This window comes from Rivularia sp. PCC 7116, assembly GCF_000316665.1.
Lineage (GTDB): Bacteria > Cyanobacteriota > Cyanobacteriia > Cyanobacteriales > Nostocaceae > Rivularia.
Genome location: NC_019678.1, coordinates 2,070,094 through 2,089,020 on the forward strand (window position 1 = coordinate 2,070,094; position 18,927 = coordinate 2,089,020).

Consider the following 18,927-nt stretch of genomic DNA (forward strand, 5'->3'; position numbering starts at 1 on the left):
GGAGTTTAAACAATGCACAACGAAATTTCTTATTTACCATCTTGGTTAAAGTCAGTTCAAATAGAAAATTTACAGTTGTATTCTAATGATAAGGATGGAGAAGCTTGGATTTGCACGCGTCCAAAAGCTGGATGTTGGGCTGATGTGGGGGTCGGTTTACAGGCGGCACGCGAACGCTTACAGTCACTATCAATCAAGCAGATTATAGAGTCCATTGGTCAGGTTGCTCAGCAGTGGTTAGATCCAGATTTTCAACCGAGAATAGATACTATTGAGCGTGTAGCTCAGTCTAGTTTATTTTCACCAGAGTCGGTGGCCGAAAGTTTTGATGTAGAACTGCGTAATTATTTGCCTGGTTATTTATGGAAGGTATTGTACAGAGAGCTAGTCGATCCGCAGGTTTTAGATTGCTTTCGGCAAGATATTCACCTCAAGGGGTATGCTCGAGCATTAGGACCCAAAACTACTTTATCTATTTTTACCGGAAATGTACCTGGTTTACCCGCCTTATCTATGGTGCGGTCTTTATTAGTTAAAAGCCCCATTATTGCTAAGGTCGCTTCGGGAGAACCTTGTTTCGCCGCAGCCTTCGCCAAAACTTTGGCCGAAGTCGAGCCGATATTTGGTGAATCTATAGTATGTACCTATTGGCGACGGGATGAAGAATCTTATTTTTCAGAGGTTTTGACTCAGGCCGACGCAGTGATTGCTTATGGTAGTGATGCAGCCTGTGCAAAAATTCGTAAACAAATACAGCTAGGTCAAGCTTACTTTGAACATGGACATAAATTTTCTCTGGGATTAGTAGATGAGTCATACATCGAACATTTTGGCGAGCAACAATTGGCTAAAGCGATTGCCAGAGATACTTGTGTTTTTAATCAGCAAGCTTGTATTGCGCCTCAAATATATTGCGTAGTAGGACCAGAATCCCTAGCAGAGCGTTTGGCCGAAAAAACTGCTAAGGCATTAGCAGACTATGAACAGAAAGTACCATTAGGTAATTTATTACCTAATGATGCTGCTGCTTTACAAATGAAGCGTGCTACTTTACAGTGGCAAGCGGCTTTGCAAGACAAGCTGAGCTTGTGGCAAAGTACTAATAGTCTAGCCTGGACATTGACAATTCAGTCGCAGATTTCTAGTCACCAGGGTGGTCATCGACGTTATTTGAGTTTGATTTCAGTCCCGGATTTGGCTACTGTTATGGCACAATTACGACCTATTGCACAACAGGATTACTTGCAAAATGTGGCATTGGGTTTAGTTGGAGCAAATTTGATTTCTACAGCAGAACAACTAGCACAGTTGGGAGCTACACGTATTTGCCAACCAGGTCGTATGGTCGATCCCAGCATGATGTGGCGTCATGATGGCCGCGTATGTGTGAGTGAACTTTTGCACTGGTGCGATGTCGAAATGCATGAGGATTGGCAAATCTCAGGAGAGAAAAATGGTACAAGCATCTACTAAGATTGATATTATTGACTGTTCTTTACGTGATGGTGAACAGTCACCCGGAATTTGGTTTGATTTTGATGAAAAACTGGCGCTAGCCAGGGCTTTATCCGAAGCTGGTGTGGCGGTGCTAGATGCTGGTTTTCCTGCCTCTAGTTCTGAGGAAATAGAGATAATACAGGCTATCGCCCATGAAGACCTTGTTGCCACTTTAGGAGCTACAGCACGACCGATACACCGAGATATTGTCTCTGCTGACAAAGCCCATGCTGAAGAGGTTTTTTTGTTTATGCCTACCAGCAATTTGCGTCTCAACACTACACTCGGATGGAGTCGGGAAACTGCAAGTGACAACCTAACCCAGGCAGCTTGTCAAGCTGCTGAATTAGGTATGCAAATCGGCATTGTGTTCGAGGATGCGACCCGGGCTGACCCCACGTACATGATTGAGCTAGTGAACCGTTTGCAACAGGTATTACCTGAATGGATTGAACATATAATCATTGCTGATTCTGTAGGCTGTTCCAAACCTCAGAGTATGCAAGCATTGTTTCAGCAATTACATCAGGCTTGTGGTTCGGAAGTTACCTGGGTACCTCATTGTCATAATGATTTTGGTTTGGCCAGTGCTAACACTTTGGCTGCAGTACAAGGAGGAGCACAGGCAGTAACTACTACGGTGAATGGGATTGGTGAACGAGCAGGTAATGCCGATTTAGCGGAAGTGGTAGCGGGATTAACCCATCTATTGAATAAGTCGCATAATATTAACCCGCAAGCTTTAATGGATTTGTCTTTACTTGTAGCCCTTATAAGTGGCATTCCGGTTCATCCTTTAAAACCTGTAGTTGGACATAATGCTTTTCGTCATGAATCTGGGCTACACGTGGATGCGATGTTGAAAAATCATCATAGTTATGAATTTTTGCCCGCAGATTGGGTTGGTCGAAAGCGGGAATATGTAATCGGCAAACACAGCGGCTCATCAGCTTTAGTACAACACTTTTTGGAACAAAAAGGTGAGTCCCTTGGGCGTGAGATAGCGGAAGCTGTTCTGCAAAGGATTAAACATAAGCGGATGTCGGATTCTAAAGCAGAACATCAAGCTTGGTTTAAGACTTATCAAACAACCATTCAATACTTACTTGCTGGTGTGGATGAAGAATTTGTGGCAAACCAATATCAAAGGCTATGTGATGAAAAAAACCTTAAGTGACAAGATTATTGAATCTAAAACGATTGACAACAACGAAGCAGACAGTCTGTATCAACGTGTGCGGATTGATGGACTATTAGGGCATGATGCAACTATTGCTTTATTGGCTCAGCAATTTGATGAATTAAATCTGAGTGTATGGGACCCAAGCCGGGTAATTTTTACCAACGATCACTTTTCCCCCCCAGCGACATCAGAGCGTGCAGATATTTCCAATCGATTTATTAAATTTGCCCAGGATCATCAGATTGGGAATCTACTACTAGATAAAGGAATTTGTCATCAGCTATTAGTAGAGCATCCGATATGTCAGCCAGGAGCACTGATTGTGGGAGCTGACAGTCACACTATCATGGGCGGTGGTTTAGGAGCTTGTGCTACAGGAATGGGGTCAACAGATATTTTATACGCCTTAGCCACTGGCACCACCTGGTTGCTCAGACCTGAGTCTATCAAAGTAGTATTTCGTGGTAGTCTTCCTCCTGAATGCAGTGGGCGCGATGTAATTTTGGAGTTGATGCATCGCTTAGGAGAAGAGGGCGCACAATACCGCACCTTGGAGTTCCATGATTTAAGTCATTCGCGCTTGAACCAAGACGATCGCTTTGCGATTGCCAATATGGCAGTTGAATGTGGTGGTAAATTTGGTATATTTGTACCGGATGAAATTACAGAGGCATATCTAAAGCTGCGGGATAGAAAAGTGGACAAAAGTTCGTGGCTTTATCCAGATTCCGATGCAGTGTACCTTAAGCATATTGAGATAGATTTGGATCAATTGTCACCTCGTGTTGCCAAGCCATGGTCACCAAGCAATGTAGTACCCATTGAAGCTTTAGATTCTATACCCATTACCACAGCTTTTTTAGGCTCCTGTTCCAGTGGTCGTTTAAGTGATATTGCGGATGCAGCACAAGAATTAGAGGGCAAAACCATTCATCCTCGCATACGCTTTGTGGTAATTCCAGCTTCCCAACAAGTGTTTCAGGAGGCTTTGAGCAAGGGGTATGTGCTTACTTTAACCCGCTCGGGAGCTGTGTTTAATCAAAGCAGTTGTGGCCCTTGTGGTGGCATTGATAAAGGGGTGCTGGGGGCACAAGATGTGTGTGTTTCTACCTCAAATCGTAATTTCCGTGGACGTATGGGACATTGGGAGAGCCAAACTTATTTGGCTAGTGCCCGGACTGTAGCCAAGGCGGCATTGGCCGGTGCCTTAAAACCAGATTTATATAATATTGAGGTGTTCTGATGAAAATACTCGATCGGATTAAAGGACAGGCTTGGTGTTTTGGGGATAATCTGAATACAGATGTGATTCACTCACCGCGCTTTTTCAGTCTAGATCCAGAAGTGATAAAGAAAGGCTTGTTTCATGGTTTAGATCCGAACATTCAAGCCAACATACAGCCGATGGATGTGATAGTCGGCGGTATCAACTTTGGTTGTGGTTCCAGCCGTGAAACCTCCGTTAGAAGTTTGTGCTTGAATAAAGTTGGTGCGATTATTGCCGTTGATTTTGCTCGTATTTTTTTTCGTAATTGTACTAATATGGGCTTGCCCTGTTTGATGTTTAAAAACCCCAATGACTTCTCACGCATTAACACTGGCATGACTTTACAAGTAGATGCTTTGGCTGGGCGTATTTTACTGCCAGATCGAACTGAAATTCAGTGCAAGCCGGTGAATGATTTCATTCGTAATATTTGGGTGAAAGGTGGGCTTTTAGCGACTTTGCCACAATCAAATAAGTAAAAATATGAGAAACTCGCGATTAAAAGTCCTTAGCTGGCAGGGTGGTTGGGGAAGTGCCTTTTGGCGGTGTGTCGCTGAACCGCTTACAGCACGCTTTGGCATCGAGGTAGAGATTTTTCCTCATGTGGGACTGAGCTTGCCCGATCCTTTGCCACAGGTAGATTTGGTTTGGTGTAATACGATTGCAGCCCATAAAGCAGCGAGTCTTGGACAGGTTCTCCCTTGTTCTCCTCAAATAAAAGATGTCTGTGCCGCTTTATCTTCAAGAATTTTGGGCGTTTTAGATGGGATTGTACATACTTATTCCATACCTTATGTGTTAGTTTACAATCATAAGCGCGTGTCATCTTTTGATAGTTGGCAAGATCTACTTAAACCAGAATACTGTGGAAAAATTGCATTTTACCCAGGAGGGAATGGTTTTTTCCCGATTGCCCAAGTCATTGCTGGTGGATGCTTAGAGGAAATGCCAGATAACATGACACCGTGCTGGCGTTTTTTGGAACAACTGGTGCCGCAGTTGGGTTCTTTGGATTACAGCATTGGCATGGAAAAATTGTTTGAACAAGAAAAAATCCTACTGGCTTTTAGAGCCTTAACCAATGCCTTAGCATTTGAACAAGCAGGCTTACCTGTAAGTTGGATGATTCCCAAAGAAGGTACTTGCGTGACAGAGGATGGTTTTTTTATACCTAAAGGCACAGAAAAGGCTCAAGTTGAAGCGGCCGAGTTATTAATTCAATTTGCTCTAACCCCTAATGTACAAACCCAGTGGTGCAAGGCTTTAGGTGCTATTCCGATGCATTTGTCAGCACAAACGCCTGAGTTGCTCGTCGATCATCCTTTATTGCCATCGGCTCCAGAGGCTATGGATAAACTTTTGCGTTTGCCTAAGGCAGTAGAACTGCATCATAGTCTCGAATGGGAAAAGAAATTTTCTCAATTGGTCTTATTATCAGCTTAATTGTATAGCTAAACTAAGGCTTAAAATTCCAATTCTTCACTTGTGAATTATTTTTACCGCATTTATCTCGCTACTCAAATAAAATTACTAATCCAATATCATAGGCTTTGTCTATCATGAAAAAATTTAGTGAAAAAAACAAACCAAATATTGACCCTTCATTAGGATGGGAAAATTACTGGAATCAAACCTCGAATGGATCTACGGCAGTTCTGTGGGAATGCAAGCCAGAAAAAGCGGCGGCTTTAGACTTAGCTCATTTCAAAGACTTGATGGATCTCGGACTACCTATAATTGACTTCGCCTGTGGACATGGTACTCAAACTCGTTTTCTTGCGGATCATTTTCCTTTAGTGATTGGAATTGATGTTTCTAAAAGTGCTATAGCAATGGCGCAGACACAGAATAATGCCTCGAATATTGAGTACCGCGTACTCGATGGTTGTAAGACGGAGCGAGCAGTTGAACTCCACTCAGAGATTGGAGATGCCAACATTTATATGAGGGCAGGATTGCATCATATTCCCTCCCAAAAGCGGTCCGACTTTATCCGCTCTTTAGAAATACTCTTAGGTGAGAAAGGTCTTTTATACCTGATTGAGCTAAGTGCTAACTCAGACGATCGGCTTTTTTCACTTTCCGATACTAATGAAGTGTCGCAGGTAATGAAACATGGACTAAAACCTGGTTCTATCGGATTGGAAGATATCGTACAACTTTTCCCTAACTTTGAAGTGCTGTCCTCAGGAGAACAGTTATTGAGAGGAAGTGTTCTTACTTCTCCTGATGGAGAAGTAAGAAAGCGTGAATTGACATTGACAGGTTTTTATGCAGTAATCAGGCATAAATAACTGTCATTCTACAGGTGGTAGCTAAAGTGTGATGTAATTTTCCTAAAGAATAGCTATTACAGAATTTGTGCGATTTGGTCATTTCGTAGCAATATCCACTTTGTAAGACTTCCATAAAACTTTTTGATTTACTAACTTGATCTAAATGGAGAACAGAAAATGATTGAAGTATGTATCATTGGTTTTGGATTTAGCGCAATTCCCTTAGTTCGTGAATTGGAGCGTACTAAGACCGACTATCAGATAATCAGCGCAGATAATGATAGTGTATGGGACAAATTGGATAAAAGCGGAAACTTAGATTTCAACCTAGTATCTAGCTACCAAACAAGCTTTTATTCGTTTGATTTAGTTAAAAATTATGAAAAGGATTACTATCCTACAGGAAAGCAATTTTATGAAATGCACAAACGATGGCGTGCTGTCTATGAAGACAGAATAATAAGAGATTTTGTTGTCAAAATAGATAACTTCAAAGACCATAGTTTAATTACCACATCTTCTGGACGAATACTTGAAGCTAAATCTGTAGTTATTGCGACAGGCTTTGGTCGTCAGATGAACTCATTTCTAAATGATTTTGACTTTAATGTATCAAACAAGACATTTGTTTTAGGGGGGATGGGGGATTCCGCTAACTTAATCCTAGCTAAACTAATACCTAACAATAACAAAGTTATTATCAGAGGTAATGGCTTTATGCCATTAGATCAACAAAATAATATTTGGGGAAAAAGATTTACCTTAGATCAAACAGAAGCTCATAATTTCAGATATATTTCTCATGAGAAATATAATGAGCTAATAATGGGTCCCACGAACAATAAATCTACAAATCCAAGTCTATTATGGAACCAATTTCCATTAATTAAGCGTGATTGTAGTTGGAAGAAAGGACATTCGGATAATTCGTCTCCTGGTCATGGGTTAGTTTGGATCAAATATTGGCCAATTGATGAATATTGTCGGAATTTTGGCGCTGACTTAGAAGGATCTATTTCTAAGGGATATTTATTGAATGATATCGCAATGTGGTTACATACTGGGAAGGTTATACTTGTTCCACCTGATACACCCATTGATTTTGAGAACAAGAGCGTTACTTATGCAGGTATAGAAAGAAGATTCGATCAATATATTAAAGGCGATGCTGAAAAACCTAGGCTCCCAGAAATTCTGATTGATGGAGTAACTCCTTATGAGTATCTGTATAGAGATAACTTTATGGGTGTTATTCCTCAAAATCTAAACAATATTTATCTGCTTGGATATACTCGCCCATTGACTGGTGGTCTGGCAAATATTACTGAAATGCAAAGTTTGTTTATCCATAAACTTCTAACTCAGCCTAAATTTCATAGCCATATACATCACAACTTGAGCGAGCGTATTACAGCTTACAATCAGTACTACTATGGTAATAGCGAACCTTTTAAGACCGACCACACAATCTTATACGGTTTTTACACGGAAGACATTGCAAGGTTGATTGGAATTGACCACAAGCTTAGTGAGTGTAAGTCTCTAAAAGATTTGATTTTCTACTACGCTTTTCCTAATAATGCCTATAAGTATCGCCTTAAAGGAGAATATGCCATTGATGGAATCGAGGAATTAATTGAGAAAGTGAATAGGGATTATGACAACTATATCTCAATCTTTGTCCTATTTCTCAATGCTGGATACATTAAAACAGAGAACCTTGCCGAATGGCTCCATAAATCTAAACACTTCTTATTCAATGATATGAGATATAAAGAGGAATACAGAGCATTTCTTGATGATTACATCAATGCTTATCGTCGAGTCAAAAATATATCCGTTGATGAGAGTGTGGATGAAGAATGGGATTCCATGGTGAGTGAAGCCTGTAAGGTGAGAGATCGGGTTGCGACTGCGGTTGAGGATAATATCGATGATTCGTTTGATAATGACACTTTCACTGCAGTAAAGTTAGTTTCGTCTCTAATTGAGTCAAGCGATGGTGATTATTCTAAGTATATTAAGTCTGAGCTTGATTCTAAACGTATTCACGTAATTAAATCTTTGTGGGAACCTGTGGAGTATGATTTACCATATCTCTGCGATTAGAGGTTAAGAATTGATATGGGAGCATCTCATTTTTATAAGGTAGTCTTTCTGAATGTAAAACTTATCCCATAGCCTTTGCTACGCGAACACTACCATATATGAAAATGTAATAGCTTCCATATCTATCCGATCCGAAATCTCTGAGCGACTAAATGGAGTCTAAGGTTTAAAACACCTAATAAATTGAAATTTTAGTGGTTCGGGATCGGAAGGAATTTTGCTCCACCAAAAATAAGCTCGGTAAATAAAAAAAGGCAAAATTGACAGCCATATCCAGATGATCTACAAATTTTTACGTTTTGCGACCAAAACAGCGTTTTCTCAACATTTTATTGGTATTAGCGTTTTAGTCGCCGTCATAGTCTGGACTTGTTGGTTATTTTTCGCTGGTCCGCGTTTTGCTTTCGCTAATCTAATAAATAATTGGGGAGTTGCTGTAACGATGGTTTTTGGCTCCATGATTGCTGGTGGCACCAGCATGGGTGGTGGAGCAGTTGCCTTTCCCGTTTTCACCAAAGTGCTTCAAATCCCTCCACACGAATCAATGGTATTCTCTTTAGCTATTCAAAGTATAGGAATGACAGCAGCTTCATTAACAATTATGGCTATGGGTACTAAAGTAGAGTGGCGGTTCATCTTATGGGCTAGTCTTGGCGGTATCCTGGGGATAATATTAGGTTCAGTATTTTTAGCGCCCATTTTACCCCCACCTGTAATTAAAGTTTCTTTTACGATGATTGTCAGTAGCTTTGCTGTTATTTTATTTGCTTTAAATCGAAAAATTAGAAGCAGAAATTTAATTATTCCTGTTTGGGGTCAAACAGAGCAATTACTCTCAATAATAGCAGGAATTATAGGAGGAACTATTAGCGGTCTTGTGGGCAGTGGTATGGATATTTTGGGCTTTTCTGTCATGGTATTACTGTTCGGATTATGCGAAAAAGTTAGTACGCCGACCTCGGTAATTTTAATGGCTATAAATGCTGTAGCTGGATTTATCCTTCATAAATTCTTTATTGGTGACTTTGTACAACCTGTAATTAGTTATTGGTTAGCAGCAGTACCAGTAGTAGTAGTAGGTGCGCCAACAGGAGCCATTTTATGTAGTTTTTTACAACGTCATACTGTTGCCAGGATACTTATTGGTCTTATCTTTATTGAATTAGTCAGTTCTTTTTTGCTTCTGCCTTTACATTTTGGTTTAATCTGCTACGCTCTAATTATTTTTATAGTTTTTCTATTAATATATTATCGAATGTATAAAACAAATTTATATATAAAGAAGGATTTATAACAATAATTTTGAAAAAATTAAGGAGTTTAAAGCAATGATTATAGTTCTGAAAAAAACTGTACCTATAACAGAAATTGAGCGGATTATTCAAGACTTAAAAAGTTTAAAAATCGTTTCAGAGAAGATAATTGAAAAGCACCAAGTGGTGATTAGTTTAATAGGTGATACAGCTACTATGAATCCTCAACAAGTACAACAAATTAGCCCTTTTATTGAACAGGCAGATGTTAATAAAGTTGCTGACATAATTTAAATCGGTGCCCGCAATATTTTTATAGCTGATGTAAAAGGCTTATAGACACTAGACACACCAGTTACTACTTTCTTATTACAAAGTTTCAGGAATCAACTAAAACAAAGGAATTTTAGCTCTCGCTCCTATGGTTGTATACAGTATTCATTTAACAGCGATTGCTTTAATTCCACTAATTGTATTGACTCAAAAGCTGATTAAAAAGTGTTTTAAAGATGCCTGGACGTTCTGCTTAAATGTCCGTATCACAGAATTTGTAGAACACTTTACAACCTATTGATTTTATCCTCTTAAGAATGTCTCTGCATCATACTAACTTTAATAATGTAAAAAGGAACACTTATGTTTATTGATACTTCTCACTATAAAACTAAAGGTGAAATTTGCGTATCTCGCACTGTAACTGAAATTTTAATGGAAAATGCGACTGAAGGGATTTTATCACGTATTGATTCTCAGCGTGGAGGCTTCCTCAAAAGTAACTATGAGTACCCCGGACGATATAAAAGATGGGCGATAGGTTTTATTAATCCACCCCTAGAATTAGCAACTCGTGAGAATTCTTTTAGGCTTACAGCGCATAACAACCGAGGTTTATTGCTATTGAAATATTTGGTAGAGCGTCTTTACAAGTTACCGCAATTACAGAATGTTGCTTTAGAGAAAAATTGTGTCACTGGCTCTATTCAACCATCAGAATGCTTATTTGCAGAAGAAGAGCGAAGTAAACAACCATCTGTTTTCAATGTTGTTAGAGAAATTCTATATGCGTTTGAAAGTTCTCTAGATAAACATTTGGGACTTTACGGTGGGTTTGGTTACGATTTAGTTTTCCAGTTTGAATCAATTGCGAAACATCTCGAACGCTCTCCACAGCAGCGAGATATGTTACTTTATCTACCTGATGAATTGGTTATTGTTGACTACTATCAACAACAAGCATTTCTTTACCAGTATGAATTTGAGACTACATATGGTAGCACTAAGAATTTACCTCGTAATGGTGAATTCATTAGTTATAGAGGCAATCAAAATATTTCCCCTCAGACTTCCGATCATGAAAGAGGTGAATATGCAAACCAAGTTAAAAAAGCATTAGATTATTTCCGTCGAGGTGATTTCTTTGAAGTTGTTCCTTCTCAAAACTTTTTTCAAACTTACGAACAGTCTCCAGCAAAACTTTTCCGAACACTGCAACAGGTTAATCCTAGTCCCTATGGATTTATCTTTAATTTAGGTGGAGAGTATTTAATTGGTGCATCTCCAGAAATGTTTGTACGGGTAGAAGGTAAGCGTGTTGAAACTTGCCCTATTAGCGGTACAGTTAAACGAGGAAAAGATGCAATTGATGATGCGGCTCAAATCCTGAAGCTTCTTAACTCACACAAAGACGAATCTGAATTAACCATGTGTACCGACGTAGACCGCAATGACAAATCGCGGATTTGCGAGCCTGGTTCGGTACGAGTAATTGGTCGCCGTCAAATCGAAATGTACAGTCATTTAATCCATACGGTAGACCATGTTGAAGGTTTGTTGCGACCTGGCTTTGATGCTTTAGATGCCTTTTTAGCTCATACTTGGGCGGTGACGGTAACTGGCGCACCGAAGAAGTCAGCCATCGAGTTTATCGAACAGAACGAACGTAGTGCCAGACGTTGGTATGGTGGAGCAGTAGGCTGGTTAAACTTTAACGGTAATTTGAATACCGGGTTAATTTTACGGACAATTCGACTCGAACATTCAATTGCGGAAGTGCGAGTTGGTGCAACTATATTATATGATTCTATTCCTGCAGCAGAAGAACAAGAAACCTTAACTAAAGCCGCTGCCGCTTTTGAAACCATTCGCCGCGCTAAGGAAAAAACTAAAGCTTTAGGAGATGTTTCAAATTCTTTAAGTGATTGTATTCCTAATATAGAATCAGATAAACGCATTTTATTAATTGACTGTGAAGATTCTTTTGTTCACACCTTAGCTAACTATATTCGCCAAACTGGAGCTTTGGTGAAAACATTACGTCACGGTTTTGATGAAGAACTTTTTGATACGGAAAAACCCGATTTAGTTGTATTGTCTCCAGGTCCGGGTAGACCAAGTGATTTTAAAGTTTCCCAAATAATTGCCGCTTGTATGTGTCGTAATATTCCGATGTTCGGGGTATGTCTGGGATTGCAAGGTATTGTTGAAGCTTTTGGTGGAGAATTAGGAGTTTTAGATTATCCACAACACGGTAAATCTTCGCGGATTAAGGTTACTGACTCGAATTCGGTAATGTTTAAAGACTTACCTAAATCTTTTACAGTGGGTAGATATCATTCCTTATTTGCATTACCTGAAAAGTTTCCTCAAGAATTAAAAGTTACGGCAATGTCAGAAGATAATGTAATTATGGCAATCGAACATAAAACATTACCAATTTCAGCCGTACAGTTTCATCCCGAATCTATTATGACTTTAGTAGGAGAGGTCGGTTTAGCAATAATTAAAAATGTTGTTTACAAGTATACAACATCTAAAAAGTCAGAAGTTGTGTCTATGGGTTAGACAGTAATAATAACTAGTTAACATTTAAATATTTGTTTTCGGGTCTGAGTTTGTTAACAAATTAATTAACATTGTTGATTGGACATTAATCGTTGTTAACTAGTTAGTGTTTGACAAATGAGCGATTTTTATGAATTTACATAAATATTATGAATCAATTGTCCAATATCGATAGAATTCATATGCTAACTAGGCCCCGACACATACTTGAGGAAATAGTCTTGCATAAAAGGCAAGAAGTTGCAATGATGCGATTGGAATCTCCTTTAGCTAAGGTACAAGAGCAACTAAAAGATGCACCAAAGGTAAGAGATTTTTTAAAGGCTTTGCAAGATAATTCTCACAGTCCTAGTTTAATTGCAGAAGTAAAAAAAGCATCGCCAAGTAAAGGAATTATTCGGGAAGATTTTGACCCAGTTAATATAGCCCAAGCATATGAAAAAGGCGGAGCAGCCTGTCTTTCAGTTCTCACAGACAGTCGTTTTTTTAAAGGTAGCTTTGACAACTTACGTAGAGTTAGGAAAAGCGTAGAATTACCGCTATTATGCAAAGAATTTATTGTTGATTTATATCAAATATATTTAGCTAGAACTGCGGGCGCTGATGCAGTACTCTTGATTGCAGCTATTTTATCCGACGTACAGTTGAAAGACTTTTTGCGGGTAATTCACAGCTTGAAAATGACAGCTTTAGTAGAAGTTCATACTCCTTCAGAATTAGATAGAGTGTTAAGACTTCCTGACGTAAAATTGGTAGGAATTAACAACCGCAATCTAAAGAATTTCACTGTAAATTTAGCAAATACAGAAAAATTGATTGCTCAAAGGAAATCGCAATTGCAAAGTTTCGGAATTACCGTTATTAGCGAATCTGGTATATATACACCTGATGATTTAGATTTTGTCGAAAAAGCTGGCGCTCGTGCCGTTTTAGTCGGAGAATCTTTAGTTAGGCAGCCCGATGTGGAAGATGCGGTACGGCAATTAATCAGTGAACAGTGAGCAGTGAGCAGTTAACAGTGAGCAGTTAGAAGTTAAAAGTTAAATGTTAAATTCAAAATTGTTTTCCTATGCTCAATACTTAATAAGCAATACCCCATGAAATCGAATAGTTGTAAAAGTAATTAGTCATTACTAATTAAGCACTATCCATTGGCAACTAACAACTAACAACTAACAACTAATAACATGATTGCAATATCTCAACGTTTTGAAGAATTAAGAAAATCTAATACTTGTGCTTTAATTCCGTTTATTACTGCGGGTGACCCGGATTTAGAAACTACTGAAGCAGCACTGAAAATCTTGGATAAAAATGGTGCTAGTTTTATTGAGCTAGGGGTTCCTTATTCCGACCCTTTGGCTGATGGCCCAGTAATTCAAGCTGCTGCTACTCGTGCTTTGGCAAAAGGTACGAAGTTGGATAATGTTTTACAGATGTTGAAGACATTAACTCCCCAATTACAAGCACCGATTATTCTATTTACTTATTACAATCCCATCTTAAATTTAGGGGTTAAAGAGTTTTTAGCAAAAGTCGCCGAAGTTGGTGTCAAAGGGTTAGTAGTTCCCGATTTGCCATTGGAAGAAGCTGAAAATTTGATAGAGTCAGCTAAAGAATTTGGCATCGAGCTAACTTTGCTCGTAGCTCCTACGAGTTCCAAGGATAGAATCAGCGCGATCGCTAAATATTCTCAGGGTTTTATCTACTTAGTGAGTGTAACCGGTGTTACTGGAGTCCGTTCTGGTCTACAAACTCGCGTCAAGGATATTCTAGATGACTTACGCGGAGTCACCGATAAAGCAATTGGTATCGGTTTCGGCATTTCCAGGGGGGAACATGCTGCTCAAGCAAAAGAATGGGGTGCTGATGCAGTAATCGTAGGTAGTGCTTTAGTAAAGCGATTAGCAAACGGTACTCCTGAAGAAGGATTAAAAGCAGTCGAAGAACTCACCAAAGAATTAAAAGCTGCAATTTCTAGCGAGCAGTTAGCAGTGAACAGTGAACAGTTAACAGTTAGGATTTAAGAATTTAATTTCTCTATTTCTTTGTCTTCCCATGCCCAATCCCCAATCCCCAATCCCCTATCCCCAGTTTTCAAATTACTAAAAGGAATATAAATCAAAATGGTCAGTACTCCAGATATCAGTTCAAAAATTTCATCAGTTGCTCGTCCCGACAATTTGGGAAGATTTGGAAAGTTCGGTGGAAAGTACGTACCCGAAACTTTAATGCCAGCTTTGCTAGAATTGGAAACTGCTTACGAAAAGTATCGTAATGACCCCGATTTCAAAGCTGAATGGAATGGTTTATTGCGCGATTATGTAGGAAGACCAAGCCCCTTATACTTTGCAGAGCGTTTGACTCAACATTATGCAAAACCAGATGGCTCTGGAGCGCAAATTTATTTAAAGCGTGAAGATTTAAACCATACCGGCGCTCACAAAATTAACAATGCTTTAGCTCAAGTTTTGTTGGCTAAACGCATGGGTAAACAAAGAATTATCGCTGAAACCGGAGCAGGACAACACGGTGTTGCAACTGCTACAGCTTGCGCTCGTTTTGGTTTGAAGTGCGTGATTTTCATGGGTATTCACGACATGGAAAGACAAGCGCTCAACGTATTCCGGATGCGATTGATGGGAGCGGAAGTTAGCCCTGTAGAAGCTGGAACCGGAACTTTAAAAGATGCAACTTCTGAAGCAATCCGCGACTGGGTAACAAACGTAGAAACTACACACTACATTTTAGGTTCCGTTGCCGGACCTCATCCTTACCCAATGTTGGTACGCGATTATCACGCCATGATTGGTGCAGAAACTCGCAATCAATGTGAAGAAAAATGGGGAGGATTACCCGATATTCTTTTAGCTTGTGTTGGTGGTGGTTCCAACGCAATGGGACTATTTCACGAATTCGTTAACGAAGAATCCGTGCGTTTGATTGGAGTTGAAGCAGCCGGTGAAGGTGTCGCAACAGAAAAACACGCCGCAACTTTGACCAAAGGAAGAGTCGGAGTATTGCATGGTGCGATGAGTTATTTATTGCAAGATGGTGACGGACAAGTCATCGAAGCGCACTCAGTCAGCGCCGGTTTGGACTATCCCGGAGTTGGCCCAGAACACAGTTTTCTTAAAGATATGAATCGCGCTGAATACTATAGCGTGACCGATAAAGAAGCTTTGGATGCATTTAGAAAAGTGTCGGAACTAGAAGGGATTATTCCCGCACTAGAAACCGCTCACGCTTTTGCTTATTTAGAAAAACTCTGTCCTCAACTAGATGGCAGTCCTAAGTTAGTTATCAACTGTTCCGGTAGAGGTGACAAAGACGTGCAAACCGTAGCTAAAGTAATTAATCTTTAGAAAAGGTTTTCAAATCTCTACAGCCCTCACCCGCTTATGGTTAGGGCTATAAAAACAAAGGCTAGATAGTGCATGGGGTAAAAAAAGCTGATTTTTTAAGTCCGCGCAGGCAGACTTTGTAGCTTTAGCCTCACCCTTCATGGTGTTGGCAACTATTAATACTACAGTCAAAAGTATATGTTTCTAATTCGTTCTCTTTGGTTAAAATACCTAAAACAATTGGCTCTCCCAGAGTGGCTATGATAAATTAATAATAAAAAGAGGGTAAAATAATTTATATAGAAGGATTTTAGTAATGCAAAATTGAATATTTAATAAAAATCTACTTTTTTAATCTGAATCACTAGCTATGTAGTAATTAAAGCTAGTATTAAGTATTAATAGGAATCCTAATTGATTTTTGAAATATACGTAGGGTGTGTTGTCGCGAAGCGCAACGCACCATGATGTAAGGGTTTCGGTGCGTTAGACTAGCGTCGTAACACACCCTACAAATACCTAGATTTTTTCAATATTCAAAACGGATTCCTAAATTTTACATAACTAGTCTAGGAGAGCCAAACATTTAATCTTTTGCTCTGTTGATTTCTTACTATTGTTTTCTGCTTACTTTCTTGTCAAACATAAGGAATATATGGAATTAAGTAGAAATCACTTATTAAAATGAAAATGAATACGATAGCAACTGATACAAAAAAGCAAATACTTAACGTTGCCGAGCGACAATTTGCTGAAAAAGGCTATGCAGGGACAACTTTGCGTGGAGTTATTAAAGAAGCAGAGGTCAATATAGGTGCTGTACACTACCACTTTGGCTCAAAAGAAGAACTATTTATTGCCGTGGTGCGAAGAGTTGCCAAGCAAATGGTACCAAAACAACTACAGCACTTAGCTAAATATGAAAATCAAAACGAACCGCCATCTGTAGAAAACATAATGGAAGCTTTTTTTGCTCCTCCATTGAGGATGTTATCACAAATGGGAAAATCTGGAATAATTCGCGCTCAATTTGTAGGTCGCTCTCGCGTGGAACCTTTACCGATACAGGTACTTGCAGACAAACAATTTCATGAGAGTCAACAGCATTTTTTGGATATTCTCCAGCGAGCGTTTCCCAATCAAACACGTTTAGAACTAGAGTGGAAATTAGACTTAGCAGTAGCAGTATTGATCCGTACCTTAAATCAAATTGGTCAGCCGGGAAAATTGATAACGGGAACTTCACCAGAAGAAATAGAAAATGCGATTGCTCGTCTCGTTAGATTTGCTGCCGGAGGTATGAAAGCTTAGGTTAAAGCCCGCATTCCGGACGTTGCGAACGCAAAAAATATAGAAACTTAATTGTGTTTTCTCAGTCACCTTTTTTAGCTGGATAAATTAAGAATTATTTCGTTTTATAGTCCAATCCACCGAAATAGGTTTGACGCTCCTTTTCGTTTACTATTGGAATTGAAACTCGTTCTTTCTTCTTTCCCCAAACATATCCTTCACTATCTCCCCATAACAAATAACATTCGTCAACTATAAACACAGCTAACTCTCCAGACTCTATTTCGGCTCCTCGTGTCTCCCACGAGTTAATTCGCGCTATTTCTCTTTCGATTCACAGCTTCCCGCCATCCTTAATTATTATACCGGAGAAGGTAAAGATACCTTCCGGGGTTCTATATGTTAATTTGTGCCTTATTTTTTGTAGTTTTTCAATTAAGCTTTCTATTTCCGTTGCTGGAAGCGTAAAGGAGTGTGGCAAATTCACACTGTATTGCGATAGCCCGAAGGCGTATCGCAGTTAGGTTAAATAGAGGGAAGATTACCTAAATCAGTTTATCAAAATAGATAAAATATGAAGTTTTGGTCAAAATACTTACATAAAACTACATAATTGAGTATTTAGAAAAAAATTTGGTTATATTGTTTTTGAGTTGAAATAATCACCACAGAAATGAATGAGTCTAAATTATTGATACTACTCTAATTTTGATTAGGCGCATTAATAATATTAGACAAGCTTTACTTTACATAACAGCAAAAGATTAGCGATAGATAATTTAAGCGTAAAGCTTAGATATCTCTGATGGCAAAGCTTTGATTTTGAAAAATACTTAAATAAAATTCAAATGTTAATCAAGAATAATTTAAAAATTCAAGAAGTCGCTATTGCAATTTCTGCGAAGAATCTGAACCCTACAATTCTTAATCCAGACTTTCTTAAATACACTGGCATAATTCCTACTGACTGGGAACTAGCACGACAACCTGTTTATACAAATCAAGCAGTACAGCTAGTATTTCAAAGTGGAGTCAGTATTGTTGCTCAACCGAATAGAATAACGTTTATGGAAGCAATTGCTAGTAAAAGTTTTGATGAATTACAGCTAGCAGAAATTGCTTGTAACTATGTAGATAAGTTATCGCAAGTAGAATATATTGCGGTGGGGATTAATCCTGTTGGGTATGTAGGATTTAATTCTGATGCGGAATCCTATCAGTATTTATCGCAAACTTTGTTATCTCCTGGCTCCTGGCAAAGTTTTGGTGAAGCACCAATGAAAGCAGGAGTAGAGTTGTCATATACTCTTCATCGCAGTAAACTTAATCTAAAAATCAATCAAGCTGTTCTCAAGTTTCCAGATAAATCTGTGTCAGCGGTTTTATTTTCCGGCAATTTTAATTATCAGGTAGTAGGTGATAATTCAGCAGAAAAAAAGAAAGATTTACAAAAATTAGTTACAAATTGGCAAGCTAATTTACAAACTTATCAACAACTAATTGAAGATAATTTTTTGTCCGCAACCAACGAAAATATGAATATGTTACCACTTATTCCTCAAGCTTCTTAGGGTTGTCAAACTAGAATTTTAAATTCAATCTTTTCTATAGCTAAATAAGGAACTTAGGTTCCTTGTTTACTTTTATACCTAAATCTTACCTTAAAATTCAGGACTTACGTAAGCGTCACAATACTCGGATGGTGCCGTACAGTCATTGCCTCATTATTGCGTGCAGAATTAGTCAGTGTACAAGCAACGGCAATAAATGGGGATATTATCTACACCCCTTTTTGCCTCCCCTACAACAAAATGTGCCAGTTGCGTGAGTCCTAAAAGTATTAAAAAGATTATCTACTAAAAAGTAT

The 18,927-nt window shown here is 38.8% G+C and carries 15 protein-coding genes and 1 pseudogene; 15 read left to right on the forward strand and 1 reads right to left on the reverse strand.

Annotated elements, in window-relative coordinates:
- Nucleotides 1–12: 12 nt before the first annotated feature.
- The 14 genes from RIV7116_RS07995 to RIV7116_RS08060 all read left to right on the forward strand — a co-directional run bounded on the left by RIV7116_RS07995 (nt 13) and on the right by RIV7116_RS08060 (nt 17,081).
- A complete protein-coding gene (locus RIV7116_RS07995) occupies nt 13–1,473 on the forward strand; it encodes an acyl-CoA reductase (protein WP_015117782.1) in 1,461 nt (486 codons plus the stop codon).
- Nucleotides 1,412–2,674 (forward strand): LeuA family protein, encoded by a 1,263-nt coding sequence (locus tag RIV7116_RS08000; protein WP_083894050.1) that lies wholly within the window; start codon nt 1,412–1,414, stop codon nt 2,672–2,674. The genes RIV7116_RS07995 and RIV7116_RS08000 overlap by 62 nt, the downstream gene beginning before the upstream one ends.
- Nucleotides 2,616–3,923, forward strand: coding sequence for an aconitase/3-isopropylmalate dehydratase large subunit family protein (locus RIV7116_RS08005; protein ID WP_015117784.1), 1,308 nt, complete (start codon nt 2,616–2,618; stop codon nt 3,921–3,923). Before RIV7116_RS08000 ends, RIV7116_RS08005 begins: the two co-directional genes overlap by 59 nt.
- Complete coding sequence (locus RIV7116_RS08010; RefSeq protein WP_015117785.1) at nt 3,923–4,426, forward strand: 3-isopropylmalate dehydratase small subunit; 504 nt, start codon at nt 3,923–3,925, stop codon at nt 4,424–4,426. Before RIV7116_RS08005 ends, RIV7116_RS08010 begins: the two co-directional genes overlap by 1 nt.
- A 4-nt stretch (nt 4,427–4,430) precedes the next feature.
- A complete protein-coding gene (locus RIV7116_RS08015; RefSeq protein WP_015117786.1) occupies nt 4,431–5,390 on the forward strand; it encodes a PotD/PotF family extracellular solute-binding protein in 960 nt (319 codons plus the stop codon).
- A 116-nt stretch (nt 5,391–5,506) separates the two neighbouring features.
- Nucleotides 5,507–6,241: a class I SAM-dependent methyltransferase gene (locus RIV7116_RS08020; RefSeq protein WP_015117787.1), complete on the forward strand. Its 735-nt coding sequence runs from the start codon at nt 5,507–5,509 to the stop codon at nt 6,239–6,241.
- A gap of 159 nt (nt 6,242–6,400) precedes the next feature.
- Complete coding sequence (locus tag RIV7116_RS08025; protein WP_015117788.1) at nt 6,401–8,332, forward strand: thioredoxin reductase; 1,932 nt, start codon at nt 6,401–6,403, stop codon at nt 8,330–8,332.
- Between the two features lie 277 nt (nt 8,333–8,609).
- Nucleotides 8,610–9,626 carry a TSUP family transporter gene (locus RIV7116_RS08030; protein ID WP_015117789.1) on the forward strand — a complete coding sequence of 339 codons (1,017 nt, stop codon included), beginning with the start codon at nt 8,610–8,612 and terminating at the stop codon, nt 9,624–9,626.
- A gap of 34 nt (nt 9,627–9,660) precedes the next feature.
- On the forward strand, nt 9,661–9,879 hold the full coding sequence (locus tag RIV7116_RS08035; protein WP_015117790.1) for a hypothetical protein: 219 nt from the start codon (nt 9,661–9,663) through the stop codon (nt 9,877–9,879).
- Between the two features lie 342 nt (nt 9,880–10,221).
- Nucleotides 10,222–12,426, forward strand: a complete 2,205-nt coding sequence (locus RIV7116_RS08040; RefSeq protein WP_015117792.1) for an anthranilate synthase — start codon at nt 10,222–10,224, stop codon at nt 12,424–12,426.
- Between the two features lie 149 nt (nt 12,427–12,575).
- Nucleotides 12,576–13,427 carry an indole-3-glycerol phosphate synthase TrpC gene (gene trpC / locus RIV7116_RS08045; protein WP_015117793.1) on the forward strand — a complete coding sequence of 284 codons (852 nt, stop codon included), beginning with the start codon at nt 12,576–12,578 and terminating at the stop codon, nt 13,425–13,427.
- A 186-nt stretch (nt 13,428–13,613) separates the two neighbouring features.
- Nucleotides 13,614–14,453 (forward strand): tryptophan synthase subunit alpha, encoded by an 840-nt coding sequence (trpA, locus tag RIV7116_RS08050; RefSeq protein ID WP_015117794.1) that lies wholly within the window; start codon nt 13,614–13,616, stop codon nt 14,451–14,453.
- Nucleotides 14,454–14,552: 99 nt separating this feature from the next.
- Nucleotides 14,553–15,791 (forward strand): tryptophan synthase subunit beta, encoded by a 1,239-nt coding sequence (gene trpB, locus RIV7116_RS08055; protein WP_015117795.1) that lies wholly within the window; start codon nt 14,553–14,555, stop codon nt 15,789–15,791.
- A gap of 669 nt (nt 15,792–16,460) precedes the next feature.
- The gene (locus tag RIV7116_RS08060; RefSeq protein ID WP_232435775.1) at nt 16,461–17,081 is read left to right on the forward strand and encodes a TetR/AcrR family transcriptional regulator; all 621 of its coding nucleotides are present in this window, start codon (nt 16,461–16,463) and stop codon (nt 17,079–17,081) included.
- Nucleotides 17,082–17,145: 64 nt separating this feature from the next.
- Here RIV7116_RS08060 and RIV7116_RS36345 read toward each other — a convergent pair.
- Nucleotides 17,146–17,361, reverse strand: a pseudogene (locus tag RIV7116_RS36345) (IS630 family transposase); the annotation flags it as partial.
- Nucleotides 17,362–17,908: 547 nt separating this feature from the next.
- Here RIV7116_RS36345 and RIV7116_RS08065 point away from each other — a divergent pair.
- Nucleotides 17,909–18,631 carry a hypothetical protein gene (locus RIV7116_RS08065; protein WP_015117797.1) on the forward strand — a complete coding sequence of 241 codons (723 nt, stop codon included), beginning with the start codon at nt 17,909–17,911 and terminating at the stop codon, nt 18,629–18,631.
- Nucleotides 18,632–18,927 lie beyond the last annotated feature (296 nt).

Coding starts and splice junctions, on each gene's coding strand:
- RIV7116_RS07995 (WP_015117782.1), top strand. CDS start 13: ATGCACAACGAAATTTCTTATTTACCATCTTGGTTAAAGTCAGTTCAA.
- RIV7116_RS08000 (WP_083894050.1), top strand. CDS start 1,412: ATGTCGAAATGCATGAGGATTGGCAAATCTCAGGAGAGAAAAATGGTA.
- RIV7116_RS08005 (WP_015117784.1), top strand. CDS start 2,616: ATGAAGAATTTGTGGCAAACCAATATCAAAGGCTATGTGATGAAAAAA.
- RIV7116_RS08010 (WP_015117785.1), top strand. CDS start 3,923: ATGAAAATACTCGATCGGATTAAAGGACAGGCTTGGTGTTTTGGGGAT.
- RIV7116_RS08015 (WP_015117786.1), top strand. CDS start 4,431: ATGAGAAACTCGCGATTAAAAGTCCTTAGCTGGCAGGGTGGTTGGGGA.
- RIV7116_RS08020 (WP_015117787.1), top strand. CDS start 5,507: ATGAAAAAATTTAGTGAAAAAAACAAACCAAATATTGACCCTTCATTA.
- RIV7116_RS08025 (WP_015117788.1), top strand. CDS start 6,401: ATGATTGAAGTATGTATCATTGGTTTTGGATTTAGCGCAATTCCCTTA.
- RIV7116_RS08030 (WP_015117789.1), top strand. CDS start 8,610: ATGATCTACAAATTTTTACGTTTTGCGACCAAAACAGCGTTTTCTCAA.
- RIV7116_RS08035 (WP_015117790.1), top strand. CDS start 9,661: ATGATTATAGTTCTGAAAAAAACTGTACCTATAACAGAAATTGAGCGG.
- RIV7116_RS08040 (WP_015117792.1), top strand. CDS start 10,222: ATGTTTATTGATACTTCTCACTATAAAACTAAAGGTGAAATTTGCGTA.
- trpC (WP_015117793.1), top strand. CDS start 12,576: ATGAATCAATTGTCCAATATCGATAGAATTCATATGCTAACTAGGCCC.
- trpA (WP_015117794.1), top strand. CDS start 13,614: ATGATTGCAATATCTCAACGTTTTGAAGAATTAAGAAAATCTAATACT.
- trpB (WP_015117795.1), top strand. CDS start 14,553: ATGGTCAGTACTCCAGATATCAGTTCAAAAATTTCATCAGTTGCTCGT.
- RIV7116_RS08060 (WP_232435775.1), top strand. CDS start 16,461: ATGAATACGATAGCAACTGATACAAAAAAGCAAATACTTAACGTTGCC.
- RIV7116_RS08065 (WP_015117797.1), top strand. CDS start 17,909: ATGTTAATCAAGAATAATTTAAAAATTCAAGAAGTCGCTATTGCAATT.